Source organism: Streptomyces sp. NBC_00597, from assembly GCF_041431095.1.
Taxonomy (GTDB): Bacteria; Actinomycetota; Actinomycetes; order Streptomycetales; family Streptomycetaceae; genus Streptomyces.
In genome coordinates this window covers 4,560,800-4,578,294 of sequence record NZ_CP107757.1, presented here as the reverse complement: position 1 = coordinate 4,578,294, position 17,495 = coordinate 4,560,800, and the positions used below count along the sequence as shown (strand labels likewise).

The following is a 17,495-nucleotide window of genomic DNA, read 5'->3' as shown; positions in this document are numbered from 1 at the left end:
ACCGCGGTTCAGCAGCCGCAGGCCGCGCCCGCCGCTACGGGGGCCGTCAGCGGGTCCGGCGGCGACTGGCGGGTGCCGGCGGAGTCCTCCACCGGGAAGCCCTCCCGGGACCAGTACTCGAAACCGCCGAGCATCTCCTTGACCGCGTACCCGGCGCTCGCGAAGGCGTACGCGGCCCGGGTGGCGCCGTTGCAGCCGGGGCCCCAGCAGTACGTGACGACCACGCTGCCGGGCACCACCAGTTCGGCGGCCCGGGCCAGGATCTCGTCCGTGGGCAGATGGACGGCGCCGGGGACGTGGCCCTGCTCCCAGGCCTCGGCGCTTCGGCTGTCGACGAGGACGAAGCCGCCGGCGCCCGATTCCACGTCCGCGTGCACGTCGGCGACGTCGGCCTCGAACGTGAAGCGGCGGTGGAAGTGGGCGGCGGCGGTCGCCGGGTCAGCCGGCGGAACGCGCAGCACCTTCGAGGACGGGGACACGGTCTGAGTGGTCGTGGTCGTGGTCGTGGTCGCGGTCATGATCGGTGGACTCCTGAGGACGGGGTGGACGGGGGCGGCGTACGGCCGCCAGGGCGATGAGGGCGAACAGGGCCGCGGCGGCGGCGCCGGGGCCGAGGAGCAGGGCGGACACGTCCCGGTGGGCGGCCCGGCCGAGGGCGAGGGCCCCGAGGGCGATGAGGGCCGCGGTCAGGAGGCCGCCGCGCGGGGTCCGGCCGGTGAGCTCGGTCCACCGGACGGCCGTGGCCCGGAGGTTGGTGCGCACGTACGTCCAGCAGAGCGCGGCGGAACCGAGCCCGAGGGCGGCGGCCACGGCCGGGGACGGCTCCGCCGCTGCGGCCGGCGGAGCCAGGAGCACGGCGTACAGCGCAGCCGCCAGCGCGAGGCCCAGCAGGGTCCCGCCGAGCGCCCGCCGCCGGGACAGGGCGGGAACCGCCCCTTCGAGGCCGACCCAGCCGAACAGCAGGGGTACGGCCACGAGCAGCGCGGCCCGGTCCCCGGAGCCCGGTCCCGGGAGCGGCCCGCCGAGGGCCCGCCAGGCGACGGCCAGCGCCAGTACGGCGGCGAGCCGCAGCCGCTGCCCCGCGGGGGACGGCCCGCGCGGCGCGAACCAGGCGTAGGCGGCGGCGCTGCCCAGGATCGCGGCGGCGACCGGGAACGCGCGCCAGCCGGAGTCGCGGAGCGCGAACTCGGCGGCTCCGAGGGCGAGCGCGGCCTGCCCGGTGGCGAAACCACCGAAGTAGAGCGCGGTGGCCGCCCGGGCCGGTCCTGGGCCGAGCCGGTCCCGTACGAAGGCCACGGGCCCGGAATCAGCCGTACCGCCCGCAGCGGCGACCAGCAGGCACCAGCCGGCCAGCACCGCCGCGACGGCGATGCCGGTCCAGGGGCCGGGCCGCGTGGCGAGGGCCGCCGGAAGCAGCAGGGCTCCCGCGCCGAGGACCGCTCCCAGTGTCTTCGCGGCCCCGGCGGCCCAGCCGTCACCGGCCCCGCGAGCCGCGGCCGGGCCCGCACCCGCAGTCCGGTCCGGCATCACGACAGTTCGTGGAAGAACAGCGGGGTGGCGGTCGGCAGCGTCGTGCCCTCCGCCAGGAGCCGTCCCTCCACGCCGGCCCACTCGGGCATCCGCGTGCCGAGGTCCACCGGAAGGCCCAGGTGCCCGGCGAGGAACGCGGACCAGCCCGGCATCAGCGGCGCCGCGGTGACCGCGACGGCGGCCAGCAGCTCCGCGTGCGCGGCGAGCCGGCCGGCGTATTCCTCGCGCGGCCCGGAGACCCGCAGCAGGGCCAGCTCCCGCAGATCGGCGTCGGCACGCTCGATCACGGTGGCCAGGACGTCGGCGGCGCGCTGCGGGGAGAAGGCCTCCGCGCCGAGGGCGCCGGCGATCTGCCCGGGCAGTGCGGCGCGTTCGGCGGCCAGCGGGCCGTCCGCGGGCCCGGCGGCCGGCACGACGGAGTCGAAGTCTTGGGCGAGCAGGTCCAGTACGGTGTCCGTCCACCGCTCCAGGCCGCCCGCGAGGACGGTGCTGAGGGTGTCGGCGAACTCCTTCATGGAGAAGTTGTTCTGCGCCCGTTCCGGGCCGGTCAGGCACAGGTGGAAGCGCAGGGCGTCCGCGTTGACGCGGCGCAGGAATTCGCCGCCCCAGATGGCGTGGCCGCGGCTGGTGGAGAACTTGTCGCCCTCCAGCCGGTAGAACTCGTTGATGACGACCTGCGCGGGCAGGGTCAGTCCCCCCTGGGCGAGCAGCAGCGCCGGCCACAGCACGGCGTGCGAGAACGAGCAGTCGAAGCCGATGAAGTTGACGATCCGGGTCTCGGGGTCGGTCCACAGCCGCTCCCATTCCGAGCGGTCGCCGTTCGCCTCGGCGACCCGCGCGGTGCCCGCGGCGTAGCCCCAGATGCCGCTGAACCAGGTGTCGAGGATGTGCCCCTCCCAGCCGGGCAGCGGGACGGGGATGCCGTAGTCCGCCTCGCGGCTGATCGCGGTGTCGGGCAGGGCCCGCTCGAAGAGGCCGTCCAGGTACGAGATCAGCCGGGGCCGCCATTCGGCCTTGGCTTGTGCGTCGCAGTAGTACGCCTGCAGGCGCTCGCGGTAGCGCTCCAGCGGGAAGACGATGCGGCGCATGGTCTTCGTCTCGGGGGCGTTCCAGCAGGCGGTGCAGCGGGGGGCGGCGAGCCCGGCCGGGTTCTGCGGCAGGCCGCAGGCCTCGCAGTACACGCCGTCGGAGGGCTCGGCGCAGAACTGGCACTCGCCGCGCACCTCGGCCTCGTACAGGTACCGCTCGCACGGCGCGCAGTGGAAGACGGGCAGCTCCTGCACCTCAAGGGCGCCGGACTCCCACAGTTCGAGGAAGAAGCGCTGGACGAACTCGGTGTGGGCGGAGTCGGTGAGCGGGCGGGTGAACCAGTCGTGGTGCATGGCGCCCAGCGAGAGGGTCTCCTCCATGCGGTCGCCGAAGAGCTTGGCGGTCGGGTGGGCGGTGGAGCCGATCTCGGCGGCGCGACGCGGTACGTAGCAGGAGTGCTCGTCGGAGTAGCCCACGTAGCGCACGTCGTGGCCGCGCTGGCGCAGGTGCCGGGTCAGGACGTCGGCGCCGAGGAAGGGGCCGGAGAGGTGGCCGAGGTGGAGGTCGCCGTTCGGGTTCGGCGGGGCGCTGGTGACGACGTAGGAGGTCATGACGCGTGGGTTCCTTCGGGGAGGATCAGGGCGGAGGGGGCGAGGGCCGCGGCGTCCGCCGGGGCGGCGGTGTCGAGCGGCGGCAGGGCGGCGGAGGCGGCGGCGACGACGCGGCTGCGCGGCGGCAGGTCGTCGAGGACGACCGAGTGCGCGCCGATCCGGGAGTCGGCGCCGATGGTGACCGGGCCGAGGACGCTGGCCCCGGTACCGATGACGACGCGGTCGCCGACGACGGGGTGGCGGCGCGAGCCGGAGGGCCGGCGCAGGTCCTTCCACCAGCCGACCGAGCCGAGCGTGACCTGGTGGTAGAGCATCACGTCGTCGCCGATCCGGACGGTCTCGCCGATGACGACGGCCGTGCCGTGGTCGACGAAGAAGCGGCGGCCGATCCGTGCCCCGGGGTGGATCTCGATGCCGGAGACGGCGCGGGCCAGCAGGGACAGGGCGCGGGCGCAGACCCGGTGGCCGCGGCCCCATAGCCAGTGCGCGAGCCGGTAGGTCCACAGGGCGTGGATGTGCGGGTAGAGCAGCACCTCGGCGCGGGAGCCGGCGGCCGGGTCCTTGTCGAGGACGGTCTGCACGTCCTCGCGCAGCACGTCGCGCAGCGGGCGCCGGTCCTCGTACGGCTCGCCGTCCCGCAGGTCGTCCTTCGGGGTCGTCTCACATGTGGTCATACGGGGCCTCCGGACGGATCGGGCGGCCCGCGAGGAAGCGCTGCGGCCGGTACGGCTCCAGCAGCTCCTGGACGGCCTTGCCGGGGACGGCCCCGCCCTCGACGATCTCCTTGGCCGCGAGCTCGGCCACGGCGGGGGCCAGCTTGAAGCCGCCGCCGCTGAAGCCGAGGGCCAGGTACAGCCCGTCGGGGCCGGCCGCGCCGACGACGGGGCGCTTGTCGGGGGTGTAGCCGTCGAGGCCGGAGCGGGTGCCCGCGAGCGGGGCGGTGGCGGCGGCCGGTACCCGGTCGGCGATCGCGGCGATCGCGGACTCCAGCTCGCTCTCGGTCAGCGGTTCCACGTCGCGGCCCAGTTCGGTGTCGGGCTTGCTGGGGACGCCGAAGTAGAAGCGGTCGAGGCCGTCGGGCCGGAAGTAGCTGCCGGTGGTGTCGTCGATGCAGGTCGGTACGGAGGCGGCCGATCCGCGCCGGCCGGCGCCGGGCAGTTCGGCCTGGGCCAGGCCGATCCGGCGCGCGGTGACGGGGATGTGGATGCCCAGGTACTCGGCGGGCGCCGAGCCCCAGGCTCCGCCGGCCAGGACCACCAGCGGGGCGTCGATGCGGCCGATGGAGGTGAGGACGCCGGTGACGGTGCCCGCCTTCTCCAGCACCTTCACTGCGCGGATGCCCTCGGAGGGGGAGACGCCGAGCCGGTAGGCGGCGGTGAGGAGGGAGGCGGAGGCGGCCATCGGGTCGGCGTAGCCGCCCTCGGGCTCGTACGCGGCGAGGGCGACGCCGTCGGTCCGCAGGCCGGGGTAGATCTCCTTCAGTTCGGCGGGGTCGATGACCTCGACGCGGCGGTATCCGGCGGCGTCCGCGGAGGCGGCGGCGTTGTAGCGCAGGTCGTCGGCGTGGTTCTCGCCGACGATCATGACGAATCCGGTGCGGCGGTAGCCGCAGCAGCCGCCGATGATGTCCGACCACTGCTCGAAGACGGGCAGGCTGCGGGCGGCGAGGCGGGTGTCGGCGACGGACGTGTGGTGCAGCCGCAGGAGTCCGCCGGAGCGGGAGGTGGCGCCCTGGGCGTTGACCCGGCCCTGGTCGCACAGGACGATCCGGCCGACGCCGGCGAGGGCGAGCTGGTGCGCGATGGCCGCGCCGATCACCCCGCCGCCGACGACGATGGCGTCGGCGTGCGCGTGGACGATGGGGCTCATGCCACCACCTGCCGGGGGTCCGCGGGGGCGTCGGGGGTGTTCTGCGCTGCCGGGCGGGCCGCCGGGTCCGTGATGCCGAACTCGGCGGCCCACTTGGCGCGGTCCCGGGCGACGGCGTCGGAGCCGCCCCACCAGATGGTGACGAAGCGCAGGCGCACGTCGCCGTCGTTGGTCAGGTCGTGGTCCTGGAAGGGGGTGATGAACACGGTCTCGCCGGCGCGGACCCGGCGGGTCTCGTCGCCGATCCGCATGACCCCGCTGCCCTCGACGATGAAGAACATCTCGTTCTCGTCGTGGTCGTGCGGGGTGGAGGTGGCGCCGGGCGCCACGTCGACCCAGGCGCCGCCCCAGTTGGGCTCCTCGACGGCCTCGGGCCAGGGGAAGATCCGCCGGCCGCTGACGTTGTACGGCTCCTCGAAGACCATGTCGTCCTCGTGGGCGGTGAAGATGTGCATCGCGTACGGGTCCAATCAGGCGGCGACGGGCTGGCGCAGGCGGGCGCGCAGGTCGCGGTGGATGGTGTCGGCCTTGGCGGCCATCTGGCTGAAGGAGGTGGCGCTGCCGATGCCGTGCCGCCATTCGGTGAGCCCGTCGAGGTAGATCCCGACTTCGCAGTCGTCGCCGGTGAGGGCGCGGTAGGCGCGGGTGACCTCGGGCCGGCCCTGCGCGTCCAGACGCAGGTGGGGGACGAACGCGGCGAGCTGGCGGGGGAGGGCGGCCTCGCGGTAGCCGGTGCAGACGATCACGACGTCGGCCTCGATCAGGCCGGCCCCGCCGGTGAACACCTCGGCGGTGCGCAGCAGCACCCGGCCGTCCGGGGCCCGCTCCACGTCGGTGACCTCGGTCCGCTTGTGCATGTGCAGGCGCTGCCGGCCGGTGAACCGGTCCTGGTAGACGGCCTGGTAGAGGGCGGTGGAGACGTCGGGGTCGACGGCCGCGTAGTTGGTGGCGCGGGCCTGGTCCAGGGCGCGTTCGCGCTGGTCGCCTTCGAGTCCGTAGAAGTAGTCGGTCTCGTCGGGGAAGTACACCTCGTTGCTGAAGTGGCCGAGCTCGTACATCCGGAAGCCCGCGTGGCGCACCACGGAGTGGATCTCGGCGTCCGGGTGCTGCGCGGCCAGGTGCAGGACGATCTCGCCCGCGGTCTGCCCGGCACCGATGACGGCGATGCTGCGCAGCGGCCGGTCGCCGAGGGCCGCCAGTCCCGGCAGCAGCTTGGAGGCGTGGAAGACCCGCTCGCCCAGGTGCGGGCGGAAGAGCTCCGGTACGTAAGCCTCGTGGCCGGTGGCGAGCGCGACGTTGCGGCCCTCCACGGTGTGCAGGGAGCCGTCGCGGGTGTCCCGGGACAGGACGCGGGCGGTGCGGACGCGGCCGTCGGAGCCGGTGACGGGCTCGACGCCCAGCACCTCGCGGTGGTAGTCGACGGCGCCGCGGACCTGGGCGGCGGCCCACTGCACGTAGTCCGACCACTCCAGGCGGCTGACGTAGCCGCCCATCAGCGTGAACGGGTAGAAGCGGCCGCTCTGCTGGAGGTAGTGGGGGAAGGTGAAGCGGGAGCGGGCGTCGCGCGGGGTGGCGAAGTCGCGCAGGAAGTGGTGCTGGATGTCGGTGCCGGGCAGGACCAGGTTGGGCTGCCAGGCGGAGTCGGCGGCCCTCTCCAGGTAGCGGGCGGCCAGCGGGGCCGTACCGGTGGCGTCGTCGTGGTCCTCGACGGCGGCGGCGAGCGCGATCCCGGAGGGGCCGAAGCCGGCCACCACCAGGTCCTGGACGGTGGTGTCGTGCGTCGTCACAGGGCACCGCCGGTCGGCAGGTCGAGCGCGGCCAGGGCGGCGGTCAGGGACTCGCGGATGATCCGGCCGGCCTGGTCGATCTCGCGGGCCGAGCAGTTCAGCGGCGGCAGCATGCGCACGACGCAGTCGTCGCGGCCGCCGAGCTCGATGATCAGGCCGCGGCTGACGGCCTCCCATTGGACGCGCTTGGCGAGTGCGTCGGAGGGCAGCCCGGTAGCCGGGTCGGTCAGCTCGACGCCGGTCATCAGGCCGAGGCCGCGTACGTCGGCCACGTACGGGGTGACCTCGCGCAGGCCCTGGAGGTGGACCATCAGCTGGTCGGCGCGGGCCCGGACGTTCTCCAGGACGCGCTCGCGCTGGACGACCTTCATGGTGGCGACGCCGGCGGCGAAGGCGGGCTGGTTGCCGCGGAAGGTGCCGGAGTGGGCGCCGGGCTTCCAGACGTCGAGCTTCTCGTCGTAGAGGATCACGGAGGCGGGCAGGCCCATGCCGGACAGGGCCTTGGAGGCGCACACGACGTCGGGCTCGATGCCGTACTGCTCGAAGGCGAACCAGGTGCCGGTGCGGCCGCAGCCGCTCTGCACCTCGTCGACGATGAGCGGGATGCCGAGCCGCCGGGTGACCTCGCGGATCCGCTGGACGAACTCGACCTCGGCCGGGATGACCCCGCCCTCGCCCTGCACCAGCTCCATGATCACGGCGGCGGGCAGGGTGATCCCGCCGTTGACGTCGGTCAGCGCCTTCTCCAGGAACGCGGCGCAGTTGACCTGGCAGGCGTCCCGCTTGAGGCCGAGGGGGCAGTTGTGGCAGTTGGAGTACGGGAAGAAGTGCACGCCCGGCATCCGGCCGCGGACCGGTTCCTTCTGCTCGACGAGGCCGGTGACGCTCATCGCGGCCAGGGTCGCGCCGTGGAAGCCGCCCTGGAAGGTGATGATCTCCTCGCGGCCGGTGGCGGTCTTGCACAGCTTGAGGGCGGCGTCGACGGCGTTGGCTCCGGTCGGCCCGCAGAAGTGGATCCGGGTGCGCTCGCGCATCGGCTCCGGCAGCATCCCGATGGTCAGGTCGGTGAACTCGTCCTTGACCGGGGTGGGGAAGTCCAGCCCGTGCACGAACTCGTCGAGCTGGCGGTGCGCGGCGGCGAGCGGCTCGGGGTGGTTGTGGCCCAGGGACAGCACGCCGGCGCCGCTGAGGAAGTCGAGGAAGACGTTCCCGTCGAGGTCCTCGACGTACGAGCCGCGGCCGCGGCGGATCGCCATCGGCAGTTTGCGAGGGTAGGAGCGGGAGTTGGACTCGCGGCCGGCCTGCCGGTCCAGCAGCTCGGCACTGAGCGGCCCGGGCAGCGGGCCGTTGATCACGGGGGCCGTGTAGACCCGAGGGCCCGAGACCGGGGTATCGATCGTGGCAGTCATGGGAAACGTGGACCTTTCCGGTCAGGCGGCGGCGAGTACGGCGCTGCGGTCGGTGGCGGCGGCGGTCAGGCGGGCGGTCAGGGCGTCGGTGAGGGTCGCGGCGCGCAGCGACAGGAGGCTGAAGGAGCCCGCGTCGCCGATGCCGTGGCTGGACTCGCACAGGCCGTTCAGGAACAGCGGAGGGGTCCCGTCGGCGACCGGTTCGAGCGCGTAGTCGGCGGACACCTGGAGACGGCCGTCCGGCTCGGTGGCGAAGAGCTTCGCGAGCGGGGCCATCAGCGGCGGGCACAGCTCCTCGTGCGTGCCGGGGCCCATGTTGCGGAAGCCGGTGGCGAGGACCGCGAAGTCGACGACCTCGCTGATCCGCTCGCCGGTGGTGCGCTCGACGAAGTCCAGGGCGATGCGGTCCCCGGTCTCCGGGGCCACGCCCACGGCCTCGTGGTTGCCGCGGACGAACACCTTCTGGTCGCCGTCGAGCTCCTGCTCGTAGATGGTCATGTAGAGGTCGCGCAGCACGTCTGCGTCGGCGGAGGAGTAGTTCGTGCCGTGCATGTACGCGTCGAGGGCCTTCTTGCCCTCGCGGGACGCCCGGAAGTAGTAGTCGGTGAACTCGGGGAAGTAGCCCTCCTCGCTGAACGGGCTGGTGTCCTTCAGCCGCAGCGAGTGCGAGCGCGTGTACGTGGTGACCTTGGTCCGCGGGAAGCGGCGGTGCAGGTCGAGGGCGAGCTCGACGGCGCTCTGGCTGCCGCCGATGACGGCCACCGACTCCGGGGCACGGCCCTCGCCGGCCAGCTCCGCCAGCTTCGGCAGGTACTGGGTCAGGTGGAAGATCCGCGGGGTGCGCAGCGTGTCGTACGGGGCCGGGACGTACGGGGTGCGGCCCGGGCCCATCACCAGCGTGCGGCCCAGGTAGCGGCTGCCCGACATGGTGGTGACCTCGTAGACGCGCTCGCCGTACTCCTCGACGACCTCGACGCGGGCCGCCCGCTGGTTGCAGTCGACCAGGTGGGAGAAGAAGCCGGCGGCCCAGCGGATGTAGCCCGCGTACTCCTTGCGGAGCGGGAACTCCGAGGGGAGGTTGAGGTGGCGCAGCAGCCGGCCCTGCTCGTGCAGGTAGTTCAGGAAGGTGTAGCGGCTGCGCGGATTGCGCAGGGTCACCAGGTCGCGGCTCGGGTGGTTCTGGATGTCGGAGCCGTCCAGCAGCATCCCGGGCTGCCACTCGGGGCTCGGGCGGGCCTCCAGGAAGCGGGCCGTGAGGGGCGACTCGCGCTCCTCCAGGGCGATGGCGAGGGCCAGGTTCGCCGGCCCGAAGCCGATGCCGAGGATGTCGTAGACGGGAGTCGTGCTGGCACTCATCGGGTGGTCTTCCTTGCCTTGACAGTGGTGAGGGTGGGATTTCCGTCGAAGTCGATGCGCAGGCCGGTGATCCGGCCGGTGGCGTGGACCCGCTGGTCGGTCCGGTACCAGAGCGGGATCAGCGCCAGGTCGGCCATCGCCGCGCGGTCCGCGCGGCGCCAGGCGTCGGCGCGCTCCGCCGGGTCCGTCGAGGCCCGGGCGCGTGCCAGCAGGGCGTCGAACTCCGGGTTCACGTACCGGCCTTCGTTGTCGCCGTGGGCCGTGCCCTCGGCGTCGGGCGCCGTGCACGAGGAGTGCAGCAGCGGGAAGAGCATGTTGTCGGGCGTGGGGTAGTCGCAGGCCCAGCCGGCCCGGCAGAAACCGGTCGCCGAGATCGAGGTCCGGTGGTCGACCAGCCCGCGGGCGTCGGTCCGCAGCAGATCGATCCGCCAGCCCAGGACCTCCTCCAGACCGCGGGCCAGCGCCTTGACCCAGTCGTCGTGCCCGGCACCGGTGTTGTACGCGAACTCGACGCGGCTGCCGGGCTCCAGACCCGCCCGCAGGGCCGCCGCACGCGCCCGCTGCGGGTCGTACCCCGACCAGCCGCGGTCCGGATCCGCGGCCGCCTCCGCGAGCGGGGTGTGGGCCTTGCCGAACCAGGGCGACAGTAGTGAGTGGGCCGCGCTGCGCCGCCCCTGGAAGTACGTGTCGATCAGAGCTTGGCGGTCGATGGCCGCGGACAGGGCCCGGCGGGCGTCCAGCGAGTCCATCGGCGCCTGGTGGCAGAACGGGATCAGGTAGAAGAGGCCGGCGCCCTCCTGCTCCAGGAAACCGTCGAGAGCGGCCGCCTCGGCGGTGCGCGCCGGGGGGATCCGGGCGTAGTCGTACACGCCGGCCAGGAAACGCTCGTACTCGTCGTCCAGGCCGGTCACCGCGTCGAGGACGTCGATGTGCACCTCGCGCACTTCGGGCGCGGGCCCCGCCCACAGGTCGTTGCGCTCCAGCCGGATCGCGGTCCCGTGCTCCCAGGGGCCGGCCATCTTGAAGGGGCCGTTGCCGACCGGCAGGTCGTTGTACGCCGGGTTCAGCGCCGGGCCGGCGCACTCCGGCACTGGGCTGAAGATCGGCTGGAGGGTCTTCAGGTCGAACTGCACGTCGGGCTCGGACAGCTCGACCACCAGCGTCGTGTCGTCGACCGCGGTGAAGGAGTGCACGCCCGCCAGGTGGTACGCGGTCTCCGTGTTGGCCTCGGGGTCCAGCGCCCGCGCCCAGCCGCGCACGAAGCTGTGCGCGGTGACCGGCTCCCCGTTGCTGAACACCGTCCCGGCGCGCAGCGTGAAGGTCCAGGTCGTCGCGGTCGGGTCGCTCTCCCAGGACCGGGCGGTGGCCGGGACCAGGACGCCGTCCTCGTCGAGGGCGAGGAGCCCGGTGAACAGGGCCTTGCAGACGAGGATCCCCTCCCCTTCCTGGGCCTTGTACGGGTCGATGGCGGTGGGCTCCGTGATTCCCATCCGGAACACGGGGTCGTTGGCGTGCACGTGGGGCTCTTTCCGCGTCGGTGGAGTGAAGGGGAGTCGGGTGAAGTGCCCGGCGGCAGGCGATGTTTCACGTGAAACATCGCCGCGGTCGGGGCGCGGCCGGTCAGGCTGCCGGTACGACGACCACGTCGAGCCGCTCGTCGAGGTCGGCGGCGATCCGCTCCACCCGGTCGATGTCGGCGGCGCTGCGGTAGGGCGCGGCCACTGCGAGCGAGCCGGCGATCTCGTACCAGCCCTCGGGGGCGCGCCGCAGCCGGTCGCCCGGCTTCGAGGCGGGGATGTACGAGCGGAAGTGCGGGGAGTGCGTGGCGTCGCCGGGGTTGTTGCGGACGAGGGTCCCCGTCCGGTACGCGAACTTGATGCAGGTGGCGGCGCGCGGGGCCGCGGCCCGCAGCACCTCGCGGTCCAGCAGCGTGGCGAGGGCCGCCGCGTCGTCCCCGGCGAGCACGGCCTTGGCGTAGAGCCGGACCGCGTCGATGCCGTGGACCTCGCGCAGGTTGCGGTAGTTCTGGCCGCCGCTCATCCGGGTGGCGAACTCCACGACCCGGTAGCGGCCCTCGGAGTCCTGCCGGAACTCGGCGTTGAACAGACAGTGCCGCACGCCCAGGCCCGCCACGATCCCCTCGGCGACCGCGACCAGCTCCGGCTCCTCCTCCGGCGTGCGGAAAGGGAGGGTGTAGAAGTCCTCCTCGAAGTACGGGCCGGGCATCTGCATCTTGTTGGTGACGCCCACCAGGTGGAACGCCCCGTCCAGGACCACCCCGTCGAGGGTGACCTCCTTGCCCGGCAGGAACTCCTCCAGCAGCGCGATCTCGGGACCGTCGCTCGGGAAGTAGCCGCCCCACTCCTCGGCGAGGCGGGCGACGTCCGTCAGCGCCCGCTCCAGCTCGGCGCGGTCGCGGACCAGGCTGACGCCGATGCTGGCGGCCAGCGCGCTCGGCTTGACGATGAACGGGTACGCGAACGCCTCCGCGGCGGCCAGCCCGGACTCGACGCCGTCGACGCCCGCGAACCTCGGTCCCGGCAGCCCGTGCCGCTCCAGGAAGGACCGCTGGAGCTGCTTGTCGCGGGAGATCAGGTCGGCCTCGGGGCGCGGCCAGGCGTGCCCGAGCAGCCGGTTGACGGTGGAGGTGACGGCGATGTCGCTGTCGTAGAAGGTGATCGCCGAGGTGATGCCGAGCCGGCGGGCCGCGGCGGCGCAGAACTCGGCGAGCTCCGTGCCCTCCAGCTCCTGCGGGATGGGCACGACGTTCGCGAACCGGCCGTCGTCCGAGGCCTGTGCGACCCGGGTCGCCAGGTGGATCTCCAGACCCATCCGCTCCAGGGTCTCGATGTGCTCGCGGTGCCACGCGTACGTGTTCCGCATGATCAGCAGGATCTTCATGACGCGGTCTTTCCATGGGAGACGGAGGGGGTGGTGGTGACGACGGTGACCTTCTCGGTGAGCCGCTCCGCGGTCGCGACGGCGGCCTCGGTGTCCGAGCCGGTGACCAGGACCTGACCGACCCGGTCCCAGTTGCCGCGCAGCTCCCCGACGCTGTCGCCGGGCCGCACGGTGGTCTCCACGTCGATGACGTCGGCGAGCGCCCGGGCCTCGTCCGCGCCCTGGATCTCCACGACCGTGCCCGGCTCGGCGGACAGGAAGCGGGTCGCCGCCGCGTGGCGGGGGACGGGGCGCTCGGTGAGCGCCGGGACCAGCCCGAACTGCCAGGCCACGATCCACTCTTCGAGGTCGATGCCGTAGGCGGAGTCCAGCAGGTCGAAGATCCGGTCGCCGCCCATCCGGTTGTGGCTCTCGATGATCTGCGGGCCCGTCGGGGACAGCCGCAGCTCGGTGTGCGCGGCTCCGTCGGTCAGGCCCATCGCATCCAGGAAGCGGGCGACGGCCTCCTCGATGCTCCGCTCGTCCGCCGGGTCGAGGCGGGCCGGCAGGGCGTGCCCGAGCTCGATGAACCCGCCGCCGGTGAGCTTCTCGGTCACCGCCAGGACGATGTGCCGCCCGGCGAACGAGAAGCTCTCGACGCTGTATTCGGGGCCGGAGATGTACTGCTCGGCGATGAACCGGCCGATGGTGAAGAACGAACCCCACTGGAGGTCGGTGCGGGCCCGCAGGGCCTCCACCCCGGCCCAGGCCTCGGCGGCCTGCTCCGGCCCGTCGATCCGTACGACGCCCAGGCTCGCGGTGGCGTCGGTCGGCTTGAGCACGAACGGGTAGCCGTGCTCGGCGCCGAACGCGGTCAGTGCCTCGGCGCCGTCGACCTCGGCGGCCGCCACCGACAGGGCCCGCACCTCAGCGGAGGGGGACGCGGCCAGGTGGCGGCGCATCGCGTGCTTGTCGCGCAGCAGCTCGGCGACTTCCTCGGAGGTGTTGCCGAGCCCCAGGTGGTCGCTGATCCGACCGGCCGGGACCAGGCCCGGCTCGGTGATCGAGGCCACCCGGGTGAAGCCGTACGCCTGCTGCGCGGCCTCCACCAGCGGACGGGTGACGTCCCAGTCGGTGTAGTCGGCGATGAGGACGGCCTCGGCGAGCCGGGCGGCCTCGGGCACGAACTGGTCCTTGTGCTGGATCAGCACGAAGCGGATTCCGAGGGCAGCCGCCTTGCGCAGCGTCTGTATCCGTCCGCCGACGACGAGAAGGTTGTGTTCGGTCATGGCCAGAACTCTGCAGCAGAATTCCGGCCCGGAAAATGGATTCGGGCTGGCACAACCATGCCCGGCACGAATGACGCAGCAACCGCCCGGCAGCGATCTTGAAATGGGGGCCGGGCAGGAATGTGCCAGCCTCCTTTGTGCCAGCGCTCAGCTCTGGGCAGGGCCTTGACCGGCGGGTTTCATGGTGGACGCCACCTCATCCACGCTGCACCCCCCGATCGAGAAGGAGCCCCCCATGGCCGGCGAGGACCCCTTGCGCCGACGACTGCAAGACCTGCCCAGAAGCGCCTGGGTGATCTTCTCCGGAATGTTCCTCATCAAATTCGGCAATTTCCTGAACGTATTCCTCGTGCTCTTCCTGGTCGCCCAGGGATTCTCCGCATTCCAGGCCGGTGTGGCCCTCGGCGTGGTCGGAGTCGGCGCGTTCATCGGAAACGCCGTCGGCGGCACGGTCGCCGACCGCTTCGGCCGGCGCACCGCCATCGCCGTCTCCATGTTCGGCAGCAGCGCCGCCACCGCCCTCGTCCCGCTGACCCACGGACTGATCGCCACCACCGCGCTCGTCGGCCTCGTCGGCGTCTTCGCCCAGCTGTACCGGCCCGCGGCCGGCGCACTGCTCGTCGACGTGGTCCCCGAGGAGCAGCGCGTGACCGCCTTCGCCGTGCTGCGCCTCGCCATCAACGTCGGCATGGCGGTCGGCCCCCTCGTCGGCGGCCTGCTCAGCGGGGCCTCGTACACGTACGTCTTCCTCGGCGACGCGCTGTTCTCCTTCGCCTTCGGCGTGCTCGCCCTGTGCACGCTGCCCGGCGGTCTCCCCGACACGCAGGCCGGTGCCGCAGCCGGGGCCACCAAGGGCAAGGGCGGCTACCGCGAGGTGCTATCCGACCGCCCGTACCTGCTCTTCCTCGGCTCGATGGTCGCCGCGACCTTCGTCTACGGCCAGTCCACCGCGACCCTGCCGCTGCACGTGACCGACGCGGGCTTCGGCAACAAGGTCTACGGCCTGCTGCTCGGCCTCAACGCCCTGCTCTGCGTGGTCATCGAACTCCCGCTCACCAAGCACACCGAGCGCCGCAACCCGCGCCGGGTGATCGCCGCCGGGCTGGCCCTGCTGGGCATCGGCATGGCCCTCACGGGAGCGGCGCAGGCGGTCTGGCTGCTCGCCCTGACCGTGGTGGTGTGGACGGTCGCCGAGACGGTCTACACCCCGATCGCCAACGCGTACCCGGCCGAGTTCTCACCGGCCCACCTGCGCGGCCGCTACCAGGGGGCCGAGGGCATCGCCCACACCCTCGGCGGCGCCCTCGGACCGGCCGTCGGCGGCCTCCTCTACAGCATCTCGCCGTCGCTGCACTGGACGGCCTGCGCGGCCGTCGCCGGCCTCGGCGCCCTGCTGATCCTGGGCGCCAACCCCGGCAACCGCGGGGAGGCGAACACTCCGCAGCCCACCGAAACCCCCGAACCCGTGTCAGCCACCTGACCCTCCCCCCGCACCCGGTGCCGAGCCCCGAAAGCCGCCACCGAGCCACGTCCCCCGCCGCGGCCGAGGCACTCCCACCCCCGCCGCGGCCGAGCCCCTTCCCCCCCTGGCGGTCACCAAGGCACTCCCACCCCCGCCGCGGCCGAGCCCCTTCCCCCCCCTGGCGGTCACCAAGGCACTCCCACCCCCGCCGCGGCCGAGGCACTTCCCACCCCGCCGCGGCCGAGGCACTTCCGACCCCGGCGCCACCGAGCCTCTGCCCCTCCTGACGGTCACCAAGGCAGTCCACCCCCGGCGGACGCCCAGGCACTTTCAGCCCCGCCGGCGTTTGAGGCGCGGGGGTACGGGGGCGGAGCCCCCGAGAAGCCCGCGCGCAGCGACCCCGACCCCGCCCACCGCAACCGCGACCCGCATTCCAGCCCCGAAAGGCAACCCACATGACCACCAGCACCGCACAGGCCAGCGCCAGCGTCCACCGCATCGACATCCCCTCCGCCACCGAGGACCCCGCCGCGTACGTGGCCGCCCTCCTCGAAGTCGCGGGCGACCGCGACGCGTTCGACGTCCTCGCCAAGACCCCCGTCTGGGCCGCGCAGCTCTTCGCCGACCTGCCGACCGACCTCGCCGAGACCGTCCCCGAGCCGGGCGAGTGGCCCGCCGCCTTCATCGTCGGCCACCTCTTCGACGTCGACATCGTCTACGGCTTCCGCTGGCGCCTGGTGGCCACCGAGGACAACCCCGTCTACCCCGGCTACGACGAGCAGCTGTGGGCCCCGCTGCCCCGGCTCCCCTTCCGCCAGATGCTCGACGCCTGGACCGGCCTGCGCGCCTCCAACGTCGCGCTCCTCGCCGCGCTCACGCCCGAAGACCGGCAGCGCACCGGCCGCCACGGCGAGCAGGGCGGCGAAACGATGGAGGTCATGATCCGCAAGGTCATCGGCCACGACATCGCGCACATCAACCAGATCTACCGGGCCATCCGCCTCGTCCGCGAGGCCGCCGGCCTCGACGTCGCCGAGCTCGACGCCACGTACGCATCGCTGGGCCTGCGCTAGGCCGTGCGCGTCGGTTCACCCGCCCGGCGTCCGACCGGCCGCCCCCGTCCCGGCCCCGGCCGCCCCCGCCCGGGGAACCCGGGCCGCCTGGGCGGCGGGCTTCGGGCAGGCCGTCCCCGTGATGCTCGGCTACGTGCCGGTCGCCTTCGCCTTCGGCGTGTTGGGCCACACCGCCGGCCTGCCGTGGTGGGCGATGGTCGCCATGTCGGCCTTCGTGTACGGCGGTTCCTCGCAGTTCGCGGCCCTGCAGCTGCTGGCCGTCGGCGCCGCCCCGTACGCCATCGTCCTGACCACCTTCGTGGTCAACCTGCGCCATCTGCTGCTGTCCGCCGCGATCGCGCCGCGGCTCGCCGGATGGCGCCGCCGCGAGCAGGCGCTCTTCGCGTACGAACTCACCGACGAGGCCTTCGCCGTCCACTCCGCCCAGTACGCGGACCGCGCGGAGCGCCCCAAGGCCGAGGTCTTCACCTTCAACACCGCCGTGCACGCCTCCTGGGTGGCGGGCACGCTCCTGGGCGTGCTGGCCGGGGACCTGGTCACGGACGTGCAGGCGCTGGGCCTCGACTACGCCCTGCCCGCCATGTTCATGGCCCTGCTGGCCGCCGGGATCATCGCCGACCGGCGCGGGCTCGTCGTCGCCGTCGTCGCGGGCGGCGGGGCGGTGGGCCTGACCCTGCTCGGCCTCCAGTACTGGGCCGTCCTGGTGGCGGCGGCCGTCGCGGCCACCTTCGGTCTGGCCATCGCGCCCCGTGAGGACCCCACGGACGTCGCGGCCGACGGCCCGGACCCCCGCGACGCGCAAGGAGCAACGGGCCGATGAGCCACCTCACCCTCGCCCTGACCATCGCAGGCATGGCGGCCGTCACGTTCGGCCCCCGCCTGGTGCCCACCCTCTTCCTCGCGGCGGCCGCCCTGCCACGGCCCGTCGTGGTCTGGCTGCGGCAGGTGCCGCCCGCGGTGATCGCCGCCCTACTCGCCCCGTCGCTGTTCGCACCGGCCGGCACGCTGGACCTCGGCCCCGGCAACTACTGCCTCTGGCTGGCCGTGCCGACCCTGCTGCTGGCCTGGCGCACGCGGAACTTCTACCTGACGATCGCCTTCGGTATCGGTTCCCTGGCCCTGCTCCGCCTGCTCATGGGCTGATGCCGACCGTCTTTCCACCGTTCTACACGCCCCTGACCTGCGGAAACGTCCGCCCTG

16 protein-coding genes are annotated in these 17,495 nt (G+C 73.3%); 4 read left to right on the top strand and 12 right to left on the bottom strand.

What is annotated here, in order from left to right:
* Positions 1–8: 8 nt before the first annotated feature.
* The 12 genes from OG974_RS20520 to OG974_RS20465 form a co-directional block, all read right to left on the bottom strand.
* Positions 9–518: a rhodanese-like domain-containing protein gene (locus OG974_RS20520; protein WP_371643999.1), complete on the bottom strand. Its 510-nt coding sequence runs from the start codon at positions 516–518 to the stop codon at positions 9–11.
* Entirely contained in the window at positions 439–1,527 is a 1,089-nt protein-coding gene (locus OG974_RS20515; RefSeq protein WP_371643997.1) for a hypothetical protein, read from the bottom strand. Before OG974_RS20515 ends, OG974_RS20520 begins: the two co-directional genes overlap by 80 nt.
* Positions 1,527–3,170: a methionine--tRNA ligase gene (locus OG974_RS20510; protein ID WP_371643996.1), complete on the bottom strand. Its 1,644-nt coding sequence runs from the start codon at positions 3,168–3,170 to the stop codon at positions 1,527–1,529. Before OG974_RS20510 ends, OG974_RS20515 begins: the two co-directional genes overlap by 1 nt.
* The gene (epsC, locus tag OG974_RS20505) at positions 3,167–3,844 is read right to left on the bottom strand and encodes a serine O-acetyltransferase EpsC (RefSeq protein ID WP_371643994.1); all 678 of its coding nucleotides are present in this window, start codon (positions 3,842–3,844) and stop codon (positions 3,167–3,169) included. The genes OG974_RS20510 and epsC overlap by 4 nt, the downstream gene beginning before the upstream one ends.
* Positions 3,831–5,039 (bottom strand): FAD-binding oxidoreductase, encoded by a 1,209-nt coding sequence (locus OG974_RS20500; protein WP_327284141.1) that lies wholly within the window; start codon positions 5,037–5,039, stop codon positions 3,831–3,833. The genes epsC and OG974_RS20500 overlap by 14 nt, the downstream gene beginning before the upstream one ends.
* Complete coding sequence (locus tag OG974_RS20495; RefSeq protein ID WP_327284140.1) at positions 5,036–5,494, bottom strand: cupin domain-containing protein; 459 nt, start codon at positions 5,492–5,494, stop codon at positions 5,036–5,038. The genes OG974_RS20500 and OG974_RS20495 overlap by 4 nt, the downstream gene beginning before the upstream one ends.
* A gap of 15 nt (positions 5,495–5,509) precedes the next feature.
* Complete coding sequence (locus OG974_RS20490; RefSeq protein WP_327284139.1) at positions 5,510–6,826, bottom strand: SidA/IucD/PvdA family monooxygenase; 1,317 nt, start codon at positions 6,824–6,826, stop codon at positions 5,510–5,512.
* Entirely contained in the window at positions 6,823–8,235 is a 1,413-nt protein-coding gene (locus OG974_RS20485) for a diaminobutyrate--2-oxoglutarate transaminase family protein (protein ID WP_328763148.1), read from the bottom strand. Before OG974_RS20485 ends, OG974_RS20490 begins: the two co-directional genes overlap by 4 nt.
* Before the next feature lie 21 nt (positions 8,236–8,256).
* On the bottom strand, positions 8,257–9,591 hold the full coding sequence (locus OG974_RS20480) for a SidA/IucD/PvdA family monooxygenase (protein ID WP_328763147.1): 1,335 nt from the start codon (positions 9,589–9,591) through the stop codon (positions 8,257–8,259).
* The gene (locus OG974_RS20475) at positions 9,588–11,108 is read right to left on the bottom strand and encodes an ABC transporter substrate-binding protein (protein ID WP_371643991.1); all 1,521 of its coding nucleotides are present in this window, start codon (positions 11,106–11,108) and stop codon (positions 9,588–9,590) included. Before OG974_RS20475 ends, OG974_RS20480 begins: the two co-directional genes overlap by 4 nt.
* A gap of 103 nt (positions 11,109–11,211) precedes the next feature.
* The gene (locus OG974_RS20470; protein ID WP_328763145.1) at positions 11,212–12,492 is read right to left on the bottom strand and encodes an ATP-grasp domain-containing protein; all 1,281 of its coding nucleotides are present in this window, start codon (positions 12,490–12,492) and stop codon (positions 11,212–11,214) included.
* Positions 12,489–13,760, bottom strand: coding sequence for an ATP-grasp domain-containing protein (locus OG974_RS20465; protein WP_327284134.1), 1,272 nt, complete (start codon positions 13,758–13,760; stop codon positions 12,489–12,491). Before OG974_RS20465 ends, OG974_RS20470 begins: the two co-directional genes overlap by 4 nt.
* 235 nt (positions 13,761–13,995) lie before the next feature.
* Here OG974_RS20465 and OG974_RS20460 point away from each other — a divergent pair, with 235 nt between their 5' ends.
* The 4 genes from OG974_RS20460 to OG974_RS20445 all read left to right on the top strand — a co-directional run bounded on the left by OG974_RS20460 (position 13,996) and on the right by OG974_RS20445 (position 17,438).
* Positions 13,996–15,240, top strand: a complete 1,245-nt coding sequence (locus tag OG974_RS20460) for an MFS transporter (protein ID WP_328763143.1) — start codon at positions 13,996–13,998, stop codon at positions 15,238–15,240.
* A 437-nt stretch (positions 15,241–15,677) separates the two neighbouring features.
* Positions 15,678–16,295, top strand: a complete 618-nt coding sequence (locus OG974_RS20455; RefSeq protein ID WP_327284132.1) for a DinB family protein — start codon at positions 15,678–15,680, stop codon at positions 16,293–16,295.
* A gap of 121 nt (positions 16,296–16,416) precedes the next feature.
* Positions 16,417–17,115 (top strand): AzlC family ABC transporter permease, encoded by a 699-nt coding sequence (locus OG974_RS20450; protein ID WP_371643989.1) that lies wholly within the window; start codon positions 16,417–16,419, stop codon positions 17,113–17,115.
* Entirely contained in the window at positions 17,112–17,438 is a 327-nt protein-coding gene (locus tag OG974_RS20445; RefSeq protein ID WP_327284129.1) for an AzlD domain-containing protein, read from the top strand. The genes OG974_RS20450 and OG974_RS20445 overlap by 4 nt, the downstream gene beginning before the upstream one ends.
* The last annotated feature ends 57 nt before the right edge of the window (positions 17,439–17,495 follow it).